Annotated in this window: 18 protein-coding genes and 1 tRNA gene; 10 read left to right on the top strand and 9 right to left on the bottom strand. The window is 64.7% G+C overall.

Going from position 1 to position 20,880, the window contains the following annotated elements:
• Positions 1 to 10 precede the first annotated feature (10 nt).
• Positions 11 to 1,525, top strand: a complete 1,515-nt coding sequence (locus CAER_RS0113685) for a heme biosynthesis protein HemY (RefSeq protein ID WP_027235883.1) — start codon at positions 11 to 13, stop codon at positions 1,523 to 1,525.
• A gap of 144 nt (positions 1,526 to 1,669) precedes the next feature.
• Here CAER_RS0113685 and CAER_RS0113680 read toward each other — a convergent pair.
• Together CAER_RS0113680 and CAER_RS0113675 are read right to left on the bottom strand one after the other, a co-directional pair.
• Positions 1,670 to 1,756 (bottom strand) — tRNA-Leu (locus CAER_RS0113680).
• Between the two features lie 98 nt (positions 1,757 to 1,854).
• Positions 1,855 to 2,265, bottom strand: a complete 411-nt coding sequence (locus CAER_RS0113675; RefSeq protein WP_027235882.1) for a globin domain-containing protein — start codon at positions 2,263 to 2,265, stop codon at positions 1,855 to 1,857.
• Between the two features lie 229 nt (positions 2,266 to 2,494).
• Between CAER_RS0113675 and CAER_RS0113670 the strand changes: the two genes are divergently transcribed.
• On the top strand, positions 2,495 to 3,484 hold the full coding sequence (locus CAER_RS0113670) for a complex I NDUFA9 subunit family protein (RefSeq protein WP_027235881.1): 990 nt from the start codon (positions 2,495 to 2,497) through the stop codon (positions 3,482 to 3,484).
• 61 nt (positions 3,485 to 3,545) lie between these two features.
• Here the strand turns inward: CAER_RS0113670 and CAER_RS0113665 are convergent, their stop codons facing one another.
• Positions 3,546 to 4,352 (bottom strand): undecaprenyl-diphosphate phosphatase, encoded by an 807-nt coding sequence (locus CAER_RS0113665; protein WP_027235880.1) that lies wholly within the window; start codon positions 4,350 to 4,352, stop codon positions 3,546 to 3,548.
• Between the two features lie 240 nt (positions 4,353 to 4,592).
• Between CAER_RS0113665 and CAER_RS0113660 the strand changes: the two genes are divergently transcribed.
• The 8 genes from CAER_RS0113660 to CAER_RS0113625 all read left to right on the top strand — a co-directional run bounded on the left by CAER_RS0113660 (position 4,593) and on the right by CAER_RS0113625 (position 16,875).
• Positions 4,593 to 6,032: an NAD(P)-dependent oxidoreductase gene (locus CAER_RS0113660; RefSeq protein WP_027235879.1), complete on the top strand. Its 1,440-nt coding sequence runs from the start codon at positions 4,593 to 4,595 to the stop codon at positions 6,030 to 6,032.
• A gap of 108 nt (positions 6,033 to 6,140) precedes the next feature.
• Positions 6,141 to 6,575: a GFA family protein gene (locus CAER_RS0113655; protein ID WP_036797709.1), complete on the top strand. Its 435-nt coding sequence runs from the start codon at positions 6,141 to 6,143 to the stop codon at positions 6,573 to 6,575.
• A 32-nt stretch (positions 6,576 to 6,607) separates the two neighbouring features.
• On the top strand, positions 6,608 to 7,420 hold the full coding sequence (locus CAER_RS0113650; protein WP_027235877.1) for an alpha/beta fold hydrolase: 813 nt from the start codon (positions 6,608 to 6,610) through the stop codon (positions 7,418 to 7,420).
• Positions 7,421 to 7,432: 12 nt separating this feature from the next.
• Positions 7,433 to 11,965, top strand: a complete 4,533-nt coding sequence (gltB, locus tag CAER_RS0113645) for a glutamate synthase large subunit (protein ID WP_027235876.1) — start codon at positions 7,433 to 7,435, stop codon at positions 11,963 to 11,965.
• A gap of 242 nt (positions 11,966 to 12,207) precedes the next feature.
• On the top strand, positions 12,208 to 12,945 hold the full coding sequence (mtgA, locus tag CAER_RS0113640; protein ID WP_027235875.1) for a monofunctional biosynthetic peptidoglycan transglycosylase: 738 nt from the start codon (positions 12,208 to 12,210) through the stop codon (positions 12,943 to 12,945).
• A 65-nt stretch (positions 12,946 to 13,010) separates the two neighbouring features.
• Positions 13,011 to 13,676 carry an FtsZ-binding protein FzlA gene (gene fzlA, locus CAER_RS0113635; protein WP_027235874.1) on the top strand — a complete coding sequence of 222 codons (666 nt, stop codon included), beginning with the start codon at positions 13,011 to 13,013 and terminating at the stop codon, positions 13,674 to 13,676.
• Between the two features lie 76 nt (positions 13,677 to 13,752).
• Entirely contained in the window at positions 13,753 to 14,796 is a 1,044-nt protein-coding gene (gene queG, locus CAER_RS0113630) for a tRNA epoxyqueuosine(34) reductase QueG (RefSeq protein WP_027235873.1), read from the top strand.
• Positions 14,797 to 14,868: 72 nt separating this feature from the next.
• Positions 14,869 to 16,875 (top strand): hydantoinase/oxoprolinase N-terminal domain-containing protein, encoded by a 2,007-nt coding sequence (locus CAER_RS0113625; RefSeq protein WP_027235872.1) that lies wholly within the window; start codon positions 14,869 to 14,871, stop codon positions 16,873 to 16,875.
• A 148-nt stretch (positions 16,876 to 17,023) separates the two neighbouring features.
• Here CAER_RS0113625 and msrA read toward each other — a convergent pair whose 3' ends face one another.
• From msrA to CAER_RS0113595, 6 genes are all read right to left on the bottom strand, one after another.
• Positions 17,024 to 17,539 carry a peptide-methionine (S)-S-oxide reductase MsrA gene (gene msrA / locus CAER_RS0113620; protein ID WP_027235871.1) on the bottom strand — a complete coding sequence of 172 codons (516 nt, stop codon included), beginning with the start codon at positions 17,537 to 17,539 and terminating at the stop codon, positions 17,024 to 17,026.
• Positions 17,536 to 17,985: a peptide-methionine (R)-S-oxide reductase MsrB gene (gene msrB / locus CAER_RS0113615; RefSeq protein WP_027235870.1), complete on the bottom strand. Its 450-nt coding sequence runs from the start codon at positions 17,983 to 17,985 to the stop codon at positions 17,536 to 17,538. Before msrB ends, msrA begins: the two co-directional genes overlap by 4 nt.
• 127 nt (positions 17,986 to 18,112) lie before the next feature.
• A complete protein-coding gene (locus tag CAER_RS0113610) occupies positions 18,113 to 18,676 on the bottom strand; it encodes a DUF4202 domain-containing protein (RefSeq protein ID WP_027235869.1) in 564 nt (187 codons plus the stop codon).
• Between the two features lie 110 nt (positions 18,677 to 18,786).
• Entirely contained in the window at positions 18,787 to 19,692 is a 906-nt protein-coding gene (locus CAER_RS0113605) for a DMT family transporter (protein WP_027235868.1), read from the bottom strand.
• Positions 19,693 to 19,763: 71 nt separating this feature from the next.
• Positions 19,764 to 20,387 (bottom strand): LysE family translocator, encoded by a 624-nt coding sequence (locus tag CAER_RS0113600; RefSeq protein ID WP_027235867.1) that lies wholly within the window; start codon positions 20,385 to 20,387, stop codon positions 19,764 to 19,766.
• Positions 20,388 to 20,552: 165 nt separating this feature from the next.
• The gene (locus CAER_RS0113595) at positions 20,553 to 20,840 is read right to left on the bottom strand and encodes an HU family DNA-binding protein (protein ID WP_008553440.1); all 288 of its coding nucleotides are present in this window, start codon (positions 20,838 to 20,840) and stop codon (positions 20,553 to 20,555) included.
• Positions 20,841 to 20,880: the final 40 nt, after the last annotated feature.

Genomic DNA, 20,880 nt, shown 5'->3' with positions numbered 1-20,880 from the left:
GGAAGCCGCCATGCTCTGGTCGTTGTTGAAAATCCTCGTATTTGTCGCGATTGTCGCGCTCCTGGCATTTGGTGCGGGCCTTTTGATGGAAACCGCCGGCGGTGTGCAAATTACCGTTGCCGGCACCGAATACACCCTCAGCGCACTGCAATCGGTGATCGCTCTGGGCGTGCTTGTTGTGGCGGTCTGGTTGTTTCTCAAACTGCTGTCGCTGCTGGTGGCCACGCTGCGGTTCCTGAACGGGGACGAGACCGCCTTGTCGCGCTATTGGGACAAGGGGCGCGAGCGCAAGGGCTACCGGGCGCTGTCGGAGGGCCTGATGGCGCTGGCCTCGGGCGAGGGGCGGCTGGCCCTGGCCAAGGCGGCGCGGGCGGAGAAATACCTGCAGAATCCGGAGCTGACCGACCTTCTGGTGGCGCAGGCTGCAGAAATGAGCGGCGACAGCCACAAGGCGGCCGATGCCTATAAACGGCTGCTGTCGAACCAGCAGACCCGCTTTGTCGGCGTGCGCGGGATTATGAAGCAGAAGTTGTCCCAAGGTGACACCGACACCGCCCGCCAGCTGGCCGAGAAGGCGCTGGCGCTGCGGCCCAAGCATGAAGAGGTGCAGGATACTCTCTTGCGCTTGCAAGCACAGGCCGAGGATTGGGCCGGCGCCCGCAAGACATTGTCGACCAAGCTCAAGACCGGCACCCTGCCGCGCGATGTCTACAAGCGCCGCGACGCGGTGCTGGCGCTGTCCGCCTCCAAGGGAGTCATCGACGAAAACGCCACGATCGAGCAGCGTGAACAGGCGATCGAAGCCAACCGGCTGTCACCCGATCTGGTGCCCGCCGCGGCGATGGCGGCCCGCGCCTATCTCGCCAAGGGCAAAAAGCGCCCGGCGGTCCGGCTGCTGAAAAAGACCTGGCAAAGCCAGCCGCACCCCGATCTGGCGCATGCCTTTGCCGAGGTTGAGCCGGACGAAAGCGCCGCCGAGCGCGTTGCGCGTTTCGACCAGCTGGCCCGGCTTAATCCGCAGGATGATGAAACCCGGCTTGTGATGGCAGAGCTGAACATCGTGGCCGAAGACTTCCCCGAAGCCCGCCGCTGGCTGAGTGATCTGACAGAGCGCGCTCCGGATGCGCGGGCGCTGACGCTGATGGCGGCGATTGAGCGCGGCGAAGGTGCGGATGATAAGGTTGTGCAGGGCTGGCTGGCCAAGGCGCTGACGGCTCCGCGCGGGCCGCAGTGGGTCTGCGCCAACTGCAACCACATCCATGCCGAGTGGGAGCCGGTTTGCGAGCATTGCACCAGCTTCGACACGCTGTCCTGGAAGCGCCCGGAAACGCCGGAGGTTGCCAGCCACGCAGCGGCCCACATGCTGCCGCTGATCACCGGTGCGCTGGGCAGCAAGCAGGCTGACACAGCGCATGATGTGGAAGAAGCAGACTTTGCGGAACCCGGCCTGGACGCGGAACCCGGTCCTGACTCTGACGCGGACGTGAAAACGGAACAGCAGGACGCGGTGAAAGAGCCGAACTGATACACCGTGAAAGAATGTGAACGGCGGGGGCCTCCCTGCCGTTCCACCCGTCTTGCGGTACAACCCAAGACCGTTGCAGGCAGCGTTAGGGGGCTGGAAAGGCCGCCGTGCCGGTCAACAGCGTGTGCATCTAATGAGGGGAAATGGTGCCCAGGAGAGGACTCGAACCTCCACGTCCATACGGACACTAGCACCTGAAGCTAGCGCGTCTACCAATTCCGCCACCTGGGCAGGTGTCGTGGAACCGGCGTATAAGCTGGTTCGCAAGGGGCGTCAAACGGAAAAGGGAAGGGCGGCCGGCTATGCGCAAGGGTGCCGCCTGGAGCTGCTTAGCGCTGCACTACAAAATTCATTTTGCCCGCCACAAATGTCAGGAACCTGGTCCAGGCCAGCTCTGCTTCGGCACTCCAGTCCGGGCCAAGCGTGTCTGACAGGGCGCCGGTGAAACTAGTGATGAAGCCCCTGAAATGCGCATCCGACACGTCCCGTTTGCGGTGCTTCTCCCCCTGCTGCCTGAGGATCGCATCCAGCCGTGCGGAATCGTCCAGCGCCTCGGCCACATGGGTCAGGATGGCCAGCAGCTTTTCCTCCTGCCGGGTCATGTCGCGGGAAAACAGGGGGCGGACTTCGGGGCAGGCGGCAAAGAACTTGGCGTAAAAGGCGGTGGCGAAGGCATCGAGATCCATCCGCTCGCTCTCGAAAGTTTTGCGGACCAGGGATTTATCCTGTGCGCTGACCATTGGAACCGACCTCCTGAACAACCGCCGAAACGCGTGTTTCGGGTACATCAATTTGCCTTAACAGGGGGAGGCTGAAGGCTGGGTTAACCAAACCGGCTGATTTCCCGGAAGCTGTTAACGTCCCTTGCGGTTTCAGCCGTCATTGTGGCCGTAATCCCACGTTTTGCGCCTTGTTTGACGCCCCTTGCGGCGCTAAGGCATAGGGGCAGCTAAGTTCAGGAGCCAAAAGATGTCCAAACTGGTCACGATCTATGGCGGATCCGGTTTCGTGGGCCGCTACATTGCGCGGCGCATGGCCAAGGCAGGCTGGCGTGTGCGGGTCGCGGTGCGCCGTCCCAATGAAGCCATGCATGTGAAACCCTACGGTGTTCCGGGCCAGGTGGAGCCGGTGTTCTGCAATGTCCGCGATGACATGTCCGTGGCCGCGGTGATGCAGGGCGCGGATGCGGTGGTAAATTGCGTGGGCGTCCTGAACGAGCTGGGCAAGAACACGTTCGGCGCCGTTCACGCCGAAGGCGCGGGGCGCATCGCCCGCATCGCCGCGCAGGAGGGCATTGCCAGCCTGGTGCAAATCTCGGCGATCGGCGCCGATGCGGACGCAGACAGCGCGTATTCCCGCACCAAGGCTGCGGGCGAAGCGGCAGTGCTGCAGCATTTTCCGGGTGCGGTGATCCTGCGCCCCTCGGTGATCTTCGGGGCCGAGGACGAGTTCTTTAACCGCTTCGCCGGCATGACCCGCCTGTCGCCGGTGTTGCCGATTGCCAGCGGCAGCACCCGGTTCCAGCCGGTCTATGTCGACGATGTGGCCAAGGCTGCGGTCTTGGGCGCCACGGGCGAGGCAGAGGGCGGCATCTATGAGCTGGGCGGCCCCGAGGTCAAAAGTTTCCGCGAGTTGATGGAGCAGATGCTGGAGGTGATCCACCGCCGCCGCCTGATCCTGTCGCTGCCGCGGTTTGCTGCCTGGCTGGTGGCCTTCGGTTTCGACATGCTGCAGGCAGCCAGCTTCCAGCTGATCGCAAACAAGGTGCTGACCCGTGACCAGCTTCGGAGCCTGAAATCGGACAACGTTGTGTCCGAGGGCGCCAAGGGATTTAGCGATTTGGGTATCAGCCCGGTCAGCCTGGAAGCGGTATTGCCGGACTACTTGTGGAAATTCCGCCCTTCCGGCCAGTATGATGAGATGACCAACTCGGCCCGCAATCTGCGCAACGGCGCCTGATTTTTCCAACGGTTCAAGGATCTGAAAGCGCGGGGATTTCCCCGCGTTTTTCGTTTCCGGCTCAGCTGCTGTAGGCGATGGCGAGCAGGATGCTCCCCAGGATCACCCGGTAGATCACATACGGCGTGAAGCTGACAGAGCGCAGCAGCCGCATCATCAGGCTGAGCGCAGCCAGTGCCGACAGCAGGGCAAGGGCCGCTGCAATCGCTGCGTCGCGCATCAGGGCTGTGTTGGCCTCCAGCGCCACCTCCGTTCCGAGCAGAACGCCCGAGGCGATGATGGTCGGGATCGACATCAGCATGGCGATGCGGGCGCCGTCCTCGCGGGTGTAGCCCAGATGGCGCGCGCCGGTGATGGTGATGCCGGAGCGCGAGGTGCCGGGGATCAGGGCCAGCATCTGCCACAGCCCCATGATCAGCGCGTCGCGCGGGCCCCAGTCGCCGGTCTGCTTTACCTCCGCGCCCCTTTGGTCGGCCCAGTACAGCACGAGCCCGAAGCCGAGCATGGTCCAGCCGATCACCGCCATTGACCGCAGCGCATCGCTGAGGCCGGTGAAATGCAGCACAGCTCCGGACAGAACGGTGGGGATGGTGGCAATAATCAGCCCCATCGCAAGGCGTGACCCCGGCGTGTCCGTGCGGCCCGTGAGCGCGCGGGGCAGGCCCGCGAGACCCTCGCGCACGTCGCTCCAGAAATAGATCATCACGGCGGCCAGGGTGCCCACATGCACGGCGACGTCGATCACCTGGCCCTGGTCTTCCAGTCCGGTCAGGCCGGGCAGCAGAATCAGGTGGCCAGAGGAGGAGATAGGCAGGAATTCGGTAATTCCCTGGATCAGCGCAACCAGGATCAATTGGAAAAGCGGCATCCTGAAATCATCCTTTGCTGGCCGCGAACGGGCCGTAAACAGTCGTGACTCTGTATAAATCCTGCCCCCGGATTGGGAAGCGGATATTATGGTCCGATGCGGACCTAAAATTTCTGTACATTTCCGTTGAACACGGTATCAGAAGTAAAGTGCTGGCAAAATAGGTCAGCAAAGTTGACATAAAGCGCTCCAGTACCTTTACGGTGCTCTCGCAGCCAGACAAACGATGGAGTCCAGCCCGTGGCCAAGCAACCGATGCTGAAATTTGTGCAGATCGAACGCGACATGCCTCAAAAGCGTGACGCGAGTGTACGCAAGGAAGACTTCAATGAGATTTACGCGGAGTACGCTGCTGCCAAGGCCGAGGAACAGGCCAGCCGTTGCAGCCAATGCGGTGTGCCGTATTGCCAAAGCCACTGCCCGCTGCACAACAACATCCCCGACTGGCTGCGCCTGACCGCGACCGGCCGTCTGGAAGAGGCCTATGAGGTCAGCCAGTCCACCAACACCTTCCCGGAGATCTGCGGCCGCATCTGCCCGCAGGACCGCCTGTGCGAAGGCAACTGCGTGATCGAACAGTCGGGCCACGGCACCGTGACCATCGGCTCGGTTGAGAAATACATCACCGACACCGCCTGGGAAAACGGCTGGGTCAAGCCCGCAGCGCCGCTGGCCGAGCGGAGCGAGAGCGTTGGCATCATCGGCGCGGGCCCCGGCGGCCTGGCGGCGGCGGACATGCTGCGCAAGGCCGGCGTGCAGGTCACCGTTTATGACCGCTATGACCGCGCCGGCGGCCTGCTGATGTACGGCATCCCCAGCTTCAAACTGGAAAAGGACGTGGTCGAGCGCCGTAACAAGCTGCTGGCCGACGGCGGCGTGACATTCAAGCTGAACTGCAACGTGGGCGAGGACATCTCGTTTGACGAGATCCGCAGCCAGCATGAAGCAGTGATCATTGCCACCGGCGTCTATAAATCGCGCGATCTGGCGATGCCGGGCAGCGGTTCCGAAGGGATCGTCAAGGCAATCGACTTCCTGTGTGCATCGAACAAGAAGAGCTTTGGCGACAACGTTGAGGAGTTCGACAACGGCAGCCTGAACGCAGAAGGCAAAAAGGTTGTGGTGATCGGCGGCGGCGATACCGCGATGGACTGCGTGCGGACCTCGATCCGCCAGGGCGCGACCTCTGTCAAATGCCTCTACCGCCGCGACCGCGCCAATATGCCGGGCTCGCAGCGTGAAACTCAGAACGCCGAGGAAGAAGGCGTGGTCTTTGAATGGCTGTCGGCGCCCAAGGGTTTCACCGACGACGGCGGCAAGGTTGCCGGCGTGATGGTGCAGAAGATGCGCCTGGGCCAGCCGGATGCTTCGGGCCGCCAGGCGCCGGAAGTGATCGAAGGCGCGGACTACGTCGAGGAAGCCGATCTGGTGATCAAGGCGCTGGGCTTTGAGCCGGAAGAACTGCCGGCCCTGTGGGACCAGCCGGAGCTGCCGGTGACCCGCTGGGGCACCATCAAGGCCGCGTTCCAGACCGGTGCCACCGAGCTGGACGGCGTCTATGCGGTGGGCGACATCGTGCGCGGTGCGTCGCTGGTGGTTTGGGCGATCAAGGACGGCCGCGATTGCGCCGAGGCGATCATCGAAAAGCTGAACAGCAAGGCCGCGGTGGCCGCGGAATAACCCCGGCACCCCCCGTACACCGCCTGTGCACCCCCTGTGCACCGGCGGGCAGCAACAGAGCAGCGCCAAGGTCAGCCTTGCTGACCCAGCCAGCAAAGGACAATGGATATGAGCGAATTGCAGGGACAGTGCATGTGCGGCGCAGTGAGCGTCACCGCGACGCCGGTTCAGGCCTCCGTGACCGCATGCCATTGCGCCATGTGCCAACGCTGGGCCAGCGGCCCGTTCCTGAGCTTTCAGGCCGACACCGGCTATGCGGCGCTGGGCCCGGTGCGGACCTACCAGTCCTCGCAGTGGGCAGAGCGCGCCTTCTGCGGCGAGTGCGGATCGGTGCTGTGGTACCGGATGACCGCGCCGGGCAGGATGCACGGCCAGACGCAGATGTCGGCGGGCCTGTTCGAGAACGCAGGCGGCACCGAGCTGAAGCTGGAATTCTTTATCGACGAAAAGCCCGCGGGCTATGCCTTTGCCGGCGCCCACCGGCGGATGACTGGCGAGGAATGCCGTGCCATGTTTGCCGAAACCGCTGATGGAGAGGCCTGAGGCCCGCCCGGCCCTCTGCTGACGTGACTGCCATGCCGCTGATGATCCGCAAATCCCTCCGCCAGGCGATGTTCCGCCTGAGATCCCGCCGCCTCCACGCGGATGCGGCGGTAGAGATCCGTGCGCTGGAAGGGCGCGGGGAAGGCGGCATGATTGTGTTCACCAGCTATCACGCCAATGCCGCCAAGCGCGGGCTTCTGGAGTTTGCTGCCAGTGCCTCGGACGGCGGTGCGCGGCATTGCATCTTTGTCACCGACCGCCGCCAGGGCTGGTTTCAGGGCGAGGGGGTTGCGGCAGCGATCCTGCGGGCTGTTTCCGGCTACGTGCGGCGGCACGGCCTGCGCCGCCTGATGACAGTGGGCGTGTCGATGGGCGGTTACGGGGCGCTGTCTTATGCTGCGGAGCTGGGCGCAGGCCGCGCCCTGGCGCTGGCGCCGCAATACTGCCCGCGCCCCGGGACTTTCCCAGCTGATCAGCGCTGGATCGAGGCGCGCAGCCGGATCGCGGATTTCACCCGCCCGGCGCTGGATCAGGCGATGGGCGGGCAGGTGCAGTGCACCCTGCTGCACGGCCGCCATAACGCTGAGGACGCGCAGCATTGGCAGGCCTTCCCGCAGGGGCCCGGCATCCACCACTACCTGGCGGACCGCGACAGCCACGATGTCATCGACCCGCTGCGCGAAGCGGGCATCCTCTATCCGGTGATCGGCGCCGTCTGGCAGGACGATCAGGACCGGGTGAAAACCCTTATGCAACGGATCCGCGCGGTGCCCCGCGCCTGGGGCGAACGCGCCCTGGATCTGCAGACTCAACCGGCCGCAGCCGCATGCTGCGCCATCAGTTAATCGGAGAACGTCATGACCAAATTTGATGCCGCATGGGTCAAGGCTGAGGAAGCCAAGCGCAAGTGGATGGCCGAGAACGGTCTCTATTCCGAGGAAGAAGAGCATTCGTCCTGCGGTGTGGGGCTGGTGGTCTCGGTCGACGGCAAGAAGAGCCGCAAGGTGGTTGAGGCCGGCATCGACGCACTGAAGGCGATCTGGCACCGCGGCGCGGTGGATGCCGACGGCATGACCGGCGACGGCGCGGGTATCCATGTGCAGATCCCGGTGCCGTTCTTCTATGACCAGATCCGCCGCACCGGCCACGAGCCGCGCCAGGATGAGCTGATGGCAGTGGGCCAGGTGTTCCTGCCGCGCACCGATTTCGGCGCCCAGGAGCGCTGCCGGACCATCGTGGAAACCGAAGTTCTGCGCATGGGCTATTCCATCTATGGCTGGCGCCACGTGCCGGTGGATGTGTCCTGCCTGGGGGAGAAGGCCAACGCGACCCGCCCCGAGATTGAGCAGATCCTGATCTCAAACGCCAAAGGTGTGGATGAGGAAACCTTTGAGCGCGAGCTGTACGTGATCCGCCGCCGGATCGAGAAGGCCTCGGCAGCGGCTGGCATCTCGGGCCTTTACATCGCGTCGCTGTCCTGCCGCTCGATCATCTACAAGGGCATGATGCTGGCGGAGCAGGTGGCGGTGTTCTACCCGGACCTGATGGATGAGCGGTTCGAGAGCGCATTCGCGATCTATCACCAGCGCTATTCCACCAACACTTTCCCGCAGTGGTGGCTGGCGCAGCCGTTCCGGATGCTGGCGCATAACGGCGAGATCAACACGCTGAAGGGCAACCTGAACTGGATGAAGAGCCATGAGATCCGCATGGCCTCCTCGACCTTTGGCGACTATGCCGAGGACATCAAGCCGATCGTGCCGGGCGGCGCGTCCGACTCTGCCGCGCTGGATGGCGTGTTTGAGGTTCTGGTACGCGCGGGCCGTTCGGCGCCGATGGCGAAAACCATGCTGGTGCCGGAAAGCTGGTCCAAGCAGGCGGTGGAGCTGCCGCAGGCCTGGCGCGACATGTATTCCTACTGCAACTCCGTGATGGAGCCCTGGGACGGCCCAGCGGCGCTGGCGATGACCGACGGCCGCTGGGTCTGCGCGGGCCTGGACCGCAACGGCCTGCGCCCGATGCGCTATGTCGTCACCGGCGATGGGCTGGTGATTGCAGGGTCCGAGGCGGGCATGGTGCCGATTGACGAGGCATCGGTGGTCGAGAAGGGCGCGCTGGGCCCGGGCCAGATGCTGGCCGTGGACATGGATAAGGGCAAGTTGTTCCGCGATACCGAGATCAAGGACAAGCTGTCCCGCGCGCTGCCGTTCGGCGACTGGGTCAAGCGGATCAACGATCTGGACACAACCCTCGCCAGCGTCACCGAACAGCCGCTGTTCTCGGGCGAAGAGCTGCGCCGCCGCCAGGTCGCGGCTGGCTATTCGATTGAGGAGCTGGAGCAGATCCTGGCGCCGATGGCCGAGGACGGCAAGGAAACGCTGGCCTCGATGGGTGATGATACGCCCTCTGCTGTGCTGTCCAAGATGTACCGCCCGCTGAGCCACTTCTTCCGCCAGAACTTCAGCCAGGTGACCAACCCGCCGATCGACAGCTTGCGCGAATTCCGGGTGATGTCGCTCAAGACCCGCTTTGGCAACCTCAAGAACGTGCTGGACGAGGACAGCTCCCAGACTGAAATCATAGTGTTGGAAAGCCCCTTTGTCGGCAACGCCCAGTGGGACATGCTGGTGCAGCAGTTCAACGCACCGCTGGCCGAGATTGACTGTACCTTTGCACCGGGCCGCGGCTCCCTCAGCGCGGCGCTGGAGCGGATCCGGGCTGAGGCCGAGGAGGCGGTGCGCTCGGGCGCGGGCCATATCGTGCTGACCGACCAGTATTCGGACGCCAGCAAGGTCGCGATGCCGATGATCCTGGCGACATCCGCCGTGCATTCGCATCTGACCCGCAAGGGGCTGCGAACTTTCTGCTCGCTGAACGTGCGCTCTGCCGAATGTATCGACCCGCATTATTTCGCGGTGCTGATCGGCTGCGGCGCCACAGTGGTGAACGCCTATCTGGCCGAGGATTCGCTGGCCGACCGCATCGAGCGCGGCCTGCTGGACGGCAGCCTGACCGAGAACGTCGCGCGCTACCGCGAGGCCATCGACCAGGGTCTCTTGAAGATCATGGCGAAGATGGGGATTTCGGTAGTGTCCTCCTACCGCGGCGGCCTGAATTTTGAGGCGGTGGGTCTGTCCCGGGCCATGTGTGCCGAGTATTTCCCCGGCATGACCTCGCGCATCTCCGGTATCGGTGTGACCGGCATCCAGACCAAGGCGGAGGAAATTCACGCCAAAGCCTGGAAAACTCAGGAAGGCGTGCTGCCCATCGGGGGCTTCTACAAGGCACGCAAGTCGGGCGAGACCCACGCCTGGGAAGCCACCTCGATGCATATGATGCAGATGGCCTGCAACCGCGCGTCTTATGAGTTGTGGAAGCAGTATTCTGCGAAGATGCAGTCGAACCCGCCGATCCACCTGCGCGATCTCTTGCAGATCAAGCCGCTGGGCAAGCCGGTCCCGCTGGAGGAAGTGGAGAGCATCACCGCGATCCGCAAGCGGTTCGTGACGCCGGGCATGTCCTTGGGCGCGCTGAGCCCTGAGGCGCACAAGACCCTGAACGTGGCGATGAACCGGATCGGTGCCAAGTCCGACTCCGGCGAGGGCGGCGAGGATCCGGCGCACTTTGTGCCGGAGCCGAACGGTGACAACCCGTCTGCGAAGATCAAGCAGGTGGCGTCGGGCCGCTTTGGTGTGACCGCGGAATACCTGAACCAGTGTGAAGAACTGGAGATCAAGGTGGCCCAGGGCGCCAAGCCCGGCGAGGGCGGCCAGCTGCCGGGCATGAAGGTCACCGACCTGATCGCCCGCCTGCGCCACTCGACCAAGGGTGTGACCCTGATCTCGCCGCCGCCGCACCACGACATTTACTCGATCGAGGACCTGGCGCAGCTGATCTACGACCTGAAGCAGATCAATCCGCGCTGCAAGGTGACGGTGAAGCTGGTGGCGTCTTCGGGCGTTGGCACAATCGCCGCAGGCGTTGCCAAGGCGAAGGCTGACATTATCCTGATCTCGGGTCACAACGGCGGCACCGGGGCGTCGCCTGCGACCTCGATCAAATACGCGGGCCTTCCGTGGGAGATGGGCCTGACCGAGGCGCATCAGGTGCTTGCGATGAACAACCTGCGCGAGCGGGTGACACTGCGCACCGACGGCGGTCTGCGCACCGGCCGGGATATCGTGATGGCAGCGATGCTGGGCGCCGAGGAATACGGCATCGGCACCGCGGCGCTGATCGCCATGGGCTGCATCATGGTGCGCCAGTGCCAGTCCAACACCTGCCCGGTGGGCGTCTGCACCCAGGACGAATCCCTGCGCGCCAAGTTCACCGGCAATGCGGACAAGGTGGTGAATCTGATCACCTTCTACGCCCAGGAAGTGCGCGAGATCCTCGCCTCCATCGGCGCCCGCAGCTTGGATGAGGTGATCGGCCGGGCCGACCTGCTGGCGCAGGTGTCGCGCGGCTCTGCCCATCTGGACGATCTGGACCTGAACCCGCTGCTGATCACTGTCGATGGCTCTGCCAATATCGTCTACAACCGTGACAAGGAGCGGAATGCGGTGCCGGACACGCTGGATGCGGAGATCGTGCGCGACGCCGCCCGCTTCCTGCAGGACGGCGAGAAGATGCAGCTGTCCTATGCGATCCAGAACACCCACCGCACCGTGGGCACCCGCACCTCCAGCCATATTGTGCGCAATTTCGGGATGCGGAATTCCTTCCAGCCGGATCACCTGACGGTGAAGCTGCAGGGCTCTGCCGGCCAGGCGCTGGGCGCCTTTGCGGCCCCGGGGCTGAAGCTGGAAGTGTCGGGCGATGCCAACGACTATGTCGGCAAGGGCCTGTCGGGCGGCACCATCGTGGTGCGTCCGCCGCAGGTGAGCCCGCTGGTGGCCTCTGAAAACACCATCATCGGCAATACCGTGCTGTACGGCGCCACCGACGGCTACCTGTTTGCGGCCGGCCGCGCGGGTGAGCGCTTTGCGGTGCGCAACTCCGGCGCCAAGGTGGTGATCGAGGGCTGCGGCTCCAACGGTTGCGAATACATGACCGGCGGCGTAGCGGTGATCCTGGGCACCATCGGTGCCAATTTCGGCGCGGGCATGACCGGCGGCATGGCCTATCTCTATGACCCTGAGGGCAAGGCCGAGACCCTGATGAACATGGAATCCCTGGTCACCTGCCCGGTCACCGTGGCGCATTGGGAGGCGGAGCTGAAAAGCCTGATCGAACGCCACCTGGAGGAAACCGGCAGCCGCAAGGCCGCGGAGATCCTGCAGCATTGGGACATCGAAAAGAGCAACTTCCTGCAAGTCTGCCCGAAAGAGATGCTCGACAAGCTGGCGCATCCTGTGATGCAGGAACAGGCTGCCGTTCCGGCGGAATAAGTCGGCCCAAAGACTGAAAGTGACCCCCGCAGGCGCAGGCTTGCGGGGTTTTTCTTGTCCGGCGCGCCGCCGCGCAGCCGGATCCGGCCTTCATCTGGCCCGAAATATCCCGGGGTGAATTGAGCCGCAGGCTCAAGAGGGACAGCGCCCCTTCCGGGCCCCCGAAAACGCCGGACCGGCAGATTGCGGCAGCAAGTCAACTGACCCTTTGTGAATGCCTGGCTGCCGTCCTATAGAGAGTCATGGCCAAGGCAGTTGCAAAAAAGAAGAAAACCAGGAGCAGCAAGAAGACGGCGAAGCGGCGGATTCAGCCGCTGGGCAGTCTGCGGCGTTGGCTCTTGCGCGCGGTGCTTGCGGTTGCGGCAGTGTTTCTTTTCCTGATCCTGCTGTTTTCCGTGGTGAATCCACCTGTTACCCATACCATCTGGGCCGAGCAGCGGCGGCTGGGCGAGGTGGACCGGATGTGGGTGCCGCTGGAGGAGATGGCGCCGGTGCTGGCGCGCTCTGTCGTGGCGGCGGAGGATGCGCAGTTCTGCCGCCATTGGGGATTTGACGCCCGCGCCATTCAGGCCGCGATCGAGGCAGGCGGCGCCCGCGGCGGCTCGACCATTTCGCAGCAGGTGGTGAAGAATGTGTTCCTGTGGCAGGGCCGCAGCTGGCCGCGCAAGGTGCTGGAGACGCTGCTGACTCCGGTGGTGGAGATCGTCTGGAGCAAGCGGCGCATTCTGGAGGTGTATCTGAACGTGGCTGAAATGGACGAAGGCGTGTTCGGCGCCGAGGCCGCGGCGCGCAAATATTTCGGGGTGGGCCCGGATCAGCTGAGCGCGCGCCAGGCGGCGCTGATTGCCGCGGTTCTGCCCAATCCCAAAGAGCGTTCGGCCCGCCGTCCCAGCAGTTTCGTGCAGCGCCGGGCGGGGCAGATCATGGATGGGGCGGCCACCATTCGCGCAGATGGGCGGGCCGATTGTTTCGAGGATTGAATCTTTCTCCCGGCCAAGGCATTGCTGGGTATCCATAGTAACGTTTCTGGAGATCCCCTGTAGCCATGGCGCGCCTGTACCACGTTCCGCTGTCCCCCTTTTGCCGCAAGGTGCGGTTGTCGCTGGCGGAAAAGAAGATCGAGGTTGAGCTGGTCGAGGAGCGTTATTGGGAGCAGGATCCCGACTTCCTGCGCCGCAACCCAGCCGCCAAGGTGCCGGTGATCCGGCTGGACGGCCAGATGATGGCCGAAAGCGCGGCGATCTGCGAATACCTGGAAGACACGCGGCCGGAGCCGCCCTTGATGCCGAAGGATGCCGAGGGCCGGTATGAAGTGCGCCGGCTGGTGAGCTGGTTTGACGACAAGTTCCACCACGAGGTGACCTCCAAGCTGCTGTATGAGCGGGTGAACAAGAAGATCACCGGTGAGGGCTATCCGGACAGCCGAAACGTGAAGGCCGGCGCCAAGGCGATCAAATACCATCTGGATTACATGGCCTGGCTCTTGGACCACCGGCGCTGGCTGGCCGGGGACATGATGACGCTGGCGGATTTCGCCGCTGCGGCGCATCTGTCGTCGCTGGATTACATTTCGGACGTGGACTGGAACCGGTCGGCAGTGGTCAAGGACTGGTACGCCAAGATCAAGTCGCGGCCTGCATTCCGGTCGATCCTGGCGGATCAGGTGCCGGGCTTCCGGCCGCCGCCGCATTACACTGACCTGGATTTCTGATATCAACGGGTTTAGGGGGCTGTCTGCCCCTCTTGAGCCTGCGGCTCAATTCACCCCCGAGGATATTTTCAGCCAGATGAAAGACGGATCCGGCATCAAGCAAAAACTGATTGCTCAGGCGCTCTCGGAGGGGTTTGTCTCTTGCCGGATCTGCCGCCCGTGGGATGTGCCGGAGGTGCCTGGACGGCTGCAGGCGTTCCTGGACGCGGGCTATCACGGGCAGATGGGCTGGATGGCAGAGCGCACCCATTGGCGGGGCGACCCGGCGCTGCTGTGGCCCGAGGCGCGGTCGGTGATCATGCTGGCCGAAAGCTATACGCCGGAGGAGGATCCGATGGCGGTGGTCGGGCAGGCGGACCGCGGTGCGGTCTCGGTCTATGCCCGGGGCAAGGACTATCACGACCTGGTCAAGAAGCGGCTGAAGCGGCTGGCGCGCTGGCTGATTGCGGAGGCCGGTGAGGACTGCGGGGTGAAGGTCTTTGTCGATACCGCACCGGTGCCGGAGAAGGCGCTGGGGCAGGCGGCGGGACTTGGCTGGCAGGGCAAGCACAGCAACCTGGTGAGCCGGGATTGGGGCAATTGGGCCTTTGTAGGCTCTGTTTTCACTACGCTGGAGCTGCCTGCGGACCGGGCTGAGCCGGACCGCTGCGGGTCCTGCCGGGCCTGTCTGGACAGCTGCCCGACCGATGCCTTTCCGGCGCCCTACCAGGTCGATGCACGGCGCTGCATTTCCTACCTCACCATTGAACACAAGGGGCCGGTGGACGAAGAGCTGCGGGGCAAGCTGGGCAACCGGATTTATGGCTGCGACGACTGTCTGGCGGCCTGTCCGTGGAACAAGTTTGCGGTGGCGGCCAGCGACATGCGCTATGCCGCGCGCGAGGAGCTGAAGGCGCCGAAGCTGGAGGAGCTTGCCGCTTTGGATGATGCGGCGTTCCGGGCGATGTTCTCGGGTTCGCCAATCAAGCGCATCGGGCGCGACCGCTTTGTGCGCAATGTGCTTTATGCGATTGGCAATTCCGGGCTGCCAGAGCTGCGGCCGGCGGCGCAGGGGCTGGTGGAGGATCCGGACCCGGCGGTGGCCGACGCAGCGGCTTGGGCAGTTCAAAGGCTTTCGTGACGCAAACAGGATGGACGCGGCGCAAATAGGCGTTACACCCGGTCCGGCGAACAGAGTTTGAGAGGGCTGGGCATGGCGCTGCTGCTGGGAGTGGACACGGGCGGAACCTATACCGATGCGGTGCTGATCCGCGACGAGAAGGAGGTGATCGCCTCCGCCAAGTCTCTGACGACGCGCCAGGATCTGGCGATTGGCGTTGGCGGCGCGATCCGGGCGGTTCTGGAGCAATCCGGAGTGCAGCCGCAGGAGGTGTCGCTGGCGGCCCTGTCCACCACGCTGGCCACCAATGCGCTGGTCGAGGGCCAGGGCGGCCGGGTGGCGCTGATCTATATCGGCTTTGCCGAGGCCGATCTGGACCGGCATGGGCTGAAGGATGCCCTGAAGGGCGATCCGGCGCTGGTGCTGGCGGGCGGCCATACCCATGCGGGCAGCGAGGCGGCGCCGCTGGACTTGGAGTCGCTGGAGAAGTTTCTGCGCACCGAGGGGCAAGGGGTGACGGGTTTTGCCGTGGCCGGGGTCTTTGCCACCCGCAACCCGGCGCATGAGATGGAAGCCGCGCGGATCATTCATGAGCTGACCGGCGCGCCGGCAACCTGTTCGCATCAGCTGTCGGCCAAGCTGAACGGGCCCAAGCGGGCGGTGACGGCGGTTCTGAACGCCCGCCTGATCGGGATGATCGACCGGCTGATCGGCCGGGCGCAGGATACGCTGCGCGATCTGGGCATTGAGGCGCCGATGATGGTGGTGCGCGGCGACGGCGCGCTGATGAGCGGCGAACAGGCGCGGGAGCGGCCGATCGAGACGATCCTGTCGGGGCCGGCGGCCTCGATCGTCGGCGCGCGATGGATGACCGGGACGGATCACGCGCTGGTCAGCGACATCGGCGGCACCACCACCGATGTGGCGCTGATCAAGGACGGCAAGCCGGCGATTGATCCGGCGGGTGCCCGGGTCGGTGAGTTCCGCACTATGGTCGAGGCCGTGGCGATGCGCACCACCGGCCTGGGAGGCGACAGCCAGGTGCATCTGAACACCAGCGGCCTGTCAGGCGGGCTGACCCTGGGGCCGCGCCGGGTGGTGCCGGTCTCGCTGATTGCCACGGATGCGCCGGAGGTGGTGCACGCAGCGCTGGACGAACAGCTGCGCAACTCCACTGTGGGCGAGTTTGACGGGCGCTTTGTACGGGCGGTGCCGGGGGTGCCTGTAGCGGGCCTGAGCGAGCGGGAGGCCGGGCTGCTGGCGCGGATCGGGATGCAGGTGCACCCGCTGGGCCAGATCCTGCGTACACGGATGGAGCATGGCTCGCTAGGCCGGCTGGTGGACCGCGGACTGGTGCAGGTCAGCAGCGTGACGCCCTCGGATGCCAGCCATGTGCTGGGCCGGGTCGATGCCTGGGACCGCGAGGCGGCGGAGAAAGCGCTGACGCTGTTTGCCCGCCGCCGGGTGGGCAGCGGCGACATGGTGGCAAAGGATGCGGGAACACTGGCGCAGATGATTATTGATCAACTGACCGAACAGACCGCTTTGACCTTGTTAGAGTCTGCTTTTGCCGAGGAAGCCGAGAGCTTTGGCCTGCCGGAACAGGATCTGGCGCGGCATGTTCTGCTGCAAAAGGGGCTGAGTCGGCACCGCGGGTTGCTGGCGCTCGATGCCTCGATGAATGTGGATGTGGTGGGGCTGGGCGCCTCTGCCCCCAGCTATTATCCGGCGGTGGGGGAGCGGCTTCATTGCAATATGATCCTGCCGGAACATGCGGGCGTGGCCAATGCCATTGGCGCGGTGGTGGGGCGTGTCACCATGCGGCGCAGCGGCACCGTGACTTCTCCGTCCGAAGGCAAGTACCGGGTGCACCTGGAGACCGGCCCGGAGGATTTTCCGGCCGCAGATGACGCGCTTGCGGCGCTGGAAACAGCCTTGGCTGCGGAGGCGCGCGGCGCAGCGGAGGAGGCCGGTGCAGAGGATATTCACGTGCATGTGGAGCGGGATATCCGCACGGCGCAAGTGGAATCGCGGGACGTGTTCGTTGAAGGCACATTGACGGTGGAGGCCAGCGGCCGGCCGCGTGTGGCGCACGCCTAGCTTCAGTTTCACTAGCGGGTTTTCGCGGAAAACCCGCTGCCTCCGGCGGGGATATTTTCGGCCAGATGAAACACGGATGCTTGCTGCAGATTTGACAGGTGAAAAGCCCCGCCAATGTGCGGCGGGGCTGAAAGCGACCGGATAGAGCCTATTCCGCGGCGGCGCCGCGTTTGGGCAGCACCCAGTCGGGGCGCGGGAAATGGCAGGTGTAGCCGGTGGGCTGACGCTGCAGATAATCCTGATGCTCGGGCTCCGCCTCCCAGAAATCGCCCGCGGGTTCGACCTCGGTCACCACCTTGCCGGGCCAGATGCCGGAGGCGTCGACGTCGGCGATGGTGTCCTCGGCCACCGCTTTCTGGGTATCGTCGACGTAGTAGATCGCGGAGCGGTAGCTCATGCCGATGTCATTGCCCTGCCGGTTCAGGGTGGTCGGATCGTGGATCTGGAAGAAGAATTCCAAGAGCTCCCGGTAGGAGGTGACGGCGGGGTCGAAGATGATCTCGATCCCTTCGGCATGGGTGCCGTGGTTCTTGTAGGTGGCATTGGGCAAGTCGCCGCCGGTGTAGCCGACGCGGGTGCTGATGACGCCGGGGCGTTTGCGGATCAGTTCCTGCATGCCCCAGAAACAACCGCCTGCCAGGACGGCGCGTTCGGTGGTGCTCATTTCACGACCTCCACTTGGTTGATGTAGGCGCCATAGCCCTCGGCCTCCATGTCGTCCAGATGCACAAAGCGCAGGGAGGCGGAGTTGATGCAATAGCGCAGGCCGCCGCGGTCCATCGGGCCGTCGGGAAAGACATGGCCCAGGTGGCTGTCGCCATGGGTGGAGCGGACCTCGGTGCGGATCATGCCGAGGCTGCGGTCCTCCAGTTCCTGGATATGGGCGGGTTCGATCGGCTTGGTGAAGCTGGGCCAGCCGCAGCCCGATTCATACTTGTCAGAGGAGGCAAACAGCGGCTCGCCTGAAACGATGTCGACGTAGATGCCCGGCTGCTTGTTGTTCAGCAGCTTGCCGGTTCCGGGGCGTTCGGTGCCCGCATTCTGGGTCACATAGAACTCTTCCTCGGAGAGGGCGGCAATGGCGTCCGGGTTCTTGAAGTATTTGGTCATGATGTCCTCCCGCCTGTTCGCGTTTGGTGCAGAACATGGGGTCTGGATGGGCAAATGCAAAGCCCTGTTACAGGCGGCTCGCAAAGCCGTGTGCTGTGGAAGGCCGGCCGCGGGGGAAGGGGTGCGGTCAGGCGGCGAAGGCGCCGGCCAGGTCGCCGGGCAGGTCGAACTCCCGCAGCACCCGGGCGCGGGCGTCTGCCGACATCTTGCGGGCGGTCTTTTCGACGATGCGCTGCACTTTGTCCGCCGGATGCTTGGCGGCGAAGGGGGCAAAATACCACTTGAGGAAGACAAAGCAGATGATGTCCTCCAGCGCCTGCACCTGGTCGTCACGCTTTATGCCCTCCTTGCGCAGCATCTTGGCGGCGGCCTCCGTATCTTCGGCGCCATAGCCTGCGTCCTGCATCAGGGTGGTGACCACATCGGCGTGATGCACAGCCTCTGCCTTGCGCCAGGCGAGATAGCCGGCCCGGCCTTCGGGGAAGGCATCGCGGGCCAGCTTCCAGCGTTCCACGTGCTGGCCGCGGGCGGCGATCTGCAGCACCTCGGAGGCGTCCGGGAACAGGCGTTCCTGCTCCTGGCTCATCCGCTGGCCATAGAGCAGCGCGGCGGGCTGGCCGTCTTCCAGGTTGGGGTCCTGGGCGTTGGCGGCGTCGATCGCCTCCAGCACCCGGGTCAGTTGCGCGCTCATGCCGCGTCCTCCTGTTGGGGTCTTGGGGGGCAGGTTAAGCCGTAAGCACGCGGGGTTGCAACGGGCTGCGCCGCGTCAGCGGCGCCGGGCCCAAGGGGCAGGGACGGACGTCAGCCCGGCTTTGCCGCGCGGGAGAGCCCCGCTTTTGGCCGGTCCGCCTGCCGTGCGAGCTGGACGGCCAGAATGCCGCCGGTGACGATGGCGACACCGAGCAGGTCGAGCGGCCCTAGTTTTTCTCCCAGCAGCATGCTGGCGACGGCAACGCCGAACACCGGGTTCAGGAAGTGAAAGGTCGCGGCGCGCACCGCGCCGATGCGGTTCAGCAGCAGCACCCAGATGAAGGTGGCCATCAGCCCCGGCACGATGGTGGTGTAGGTAAAGGCAGCGGCCAGGCGCCAGGTGGGGGTGACAAAAATGTCCTCTGTCAGCGGCGCGGCCACGAACAGGACAGCAGAGCCGATCAGCATTTGCAGCCCCACAACCATCATGAAATTGCCGCCCGAGGTGGCGCCGCGCAAGGCCAGGGTTGCGGCGGTCAGCGCCAGCACGCCGATGACGCAAAGGCCAACGCCCAGCAGGTCGACACCGGCGCTGAGCCGTGTGCCCATGATCAGCGCAACACCCAGGATGCCTGCGGCCAGCCCGGCATAGCCAAGGGGCCGCAGCCGCTCGCCGAACAGCGCCCAGCCAGCCAGCGCCACGAGCAGCGGCATGGTGGAAGCGATGATGGCGGCCAGCGAGGCCTCGATCCACTGCATGGCGACGAAGTTCAGGCCGAGGTACAGCGCGTTCTGGCAGATGCCGAAGATCACCGTGGCGCGCCACTGGCCCGGCGTCAGCCGCCAGGTCTGCCCCATGGCGCGGGCAATGGCGACGCCGATCAGCCCGGAGATCAGAAAGCGGACCGCCAGGGAGAACAGCGGCGAGGCGTCCTGGACAATGATCCGGGCGGAGGTGAAGGCCGAGGACCACATCAGGGCAAAGGCCAGCCCCATGGCAATAGCGCGCGCATCCATCGTGAATTCCTTTCTCCCGTGGCGGACCTTCGGGGAATTGAGAGTGGAGATCAAGCCGGGCGGGACCGGGATCAGCTGAACCGGGCCGCTAGGATCTGCCAGCTGGCGGCGCCAAAGGCGGCGGCGAAGGCCGCCTCGAACCCGCGGCGCAAGCGAAGGTAGACGCGGCTGGCCGCCTGGCTGGAGAACAGCAGCGCGTAACCGTGGAAGATCAGGGTGCTTTGCACCGCGATGGCCGCCATCACAACCAGCAGCGCCGACACGGGCGTGCCGGGCGGCAGGCCGATGGCATAGAGCGAGCCGAAGAACAGCACAGCCTTGGGATTGGTCAGGTGCAGCGCCAACCCCTTGCCATAGGCGCTTCGCAGCGTTGGCACAGCAGAGGCGCGTAATGCAGGTGCGCCGGGGCGCAAGGCCGACCGGGTGGAGCGGATCGCGAGATACATCAGATAACCGGCGCCGATGTAGCGGACCGCTTCGAACATCCAGGCATTGGCCAGCATCACCGCGCCAAGTCCAAAGGCAGCGGAGACCGACCAGATCAGGGAACCGGTGCACACCCCGGCAGCCAGCGCCAGCCCGGGCTTGCGGCCATGCTTCATGGAGGTGCCGGCAATGGTCACCGTCGCCGGGCCAGGGCTGACGGCGCCCAGAAACGCGGCTGCCAGGATCAGCACCAGATTGACGTTTTCCATGAAGCCCTACTTCGGCCGCCGCCATGAGGATGCGTCCGGCGGGCGGTACTGGCAAGCGGCAACGCGGCGGCGGCGGACGAACCTTCCGTTGGAGCGGCCGGCCCGTGCAAAAGAAAAGGGCCGCCCGCGGGGGCAGCCCTGAAACCGTCCGGACGATGTCCGGGATCAGCCGTTTACGCTGTCTTTCAGCGCTTTTGCGATGGTCATCTTGACCACCTTGTCGGCTTCCTTGGTGAATTTCTCACCAGTGGCCGGGTTGCGCACTTCACGCTCGGGGCGCTCACGGCAGTAGATCTTGCCGACGCCCGGCAGGGTCACGGCACCGCCGCCCGACACTTCGCGGGTGATCAGCGAGCAGACCGCTTCCAGCGCAGAACCTGCAGTTTTCTTGTCACTGCCCATTTCCTCGGCCAGTGCGGCTACAAGCTGGGTTTTGGTCATCGGTTTGGACATTCTTCGTCTCCTTAAAGCTGCCCGAACTGTGGGGCCTCAT

Source organism: Leisingera caerulea DSM 24564, assembly GCF_000473325.1.
GTDB lineage: Bacteria > Pseudomonadota > Alphaproteobacteria > Rhodobacterales > Rhodobacteraceae > Leisingera > Leisingera caerulea.
The sequence above is the reverse complement of the archived record's forward strand: the minus strand, read 5'-3'. Positions and strand labels throughout refer to the sequence as shown.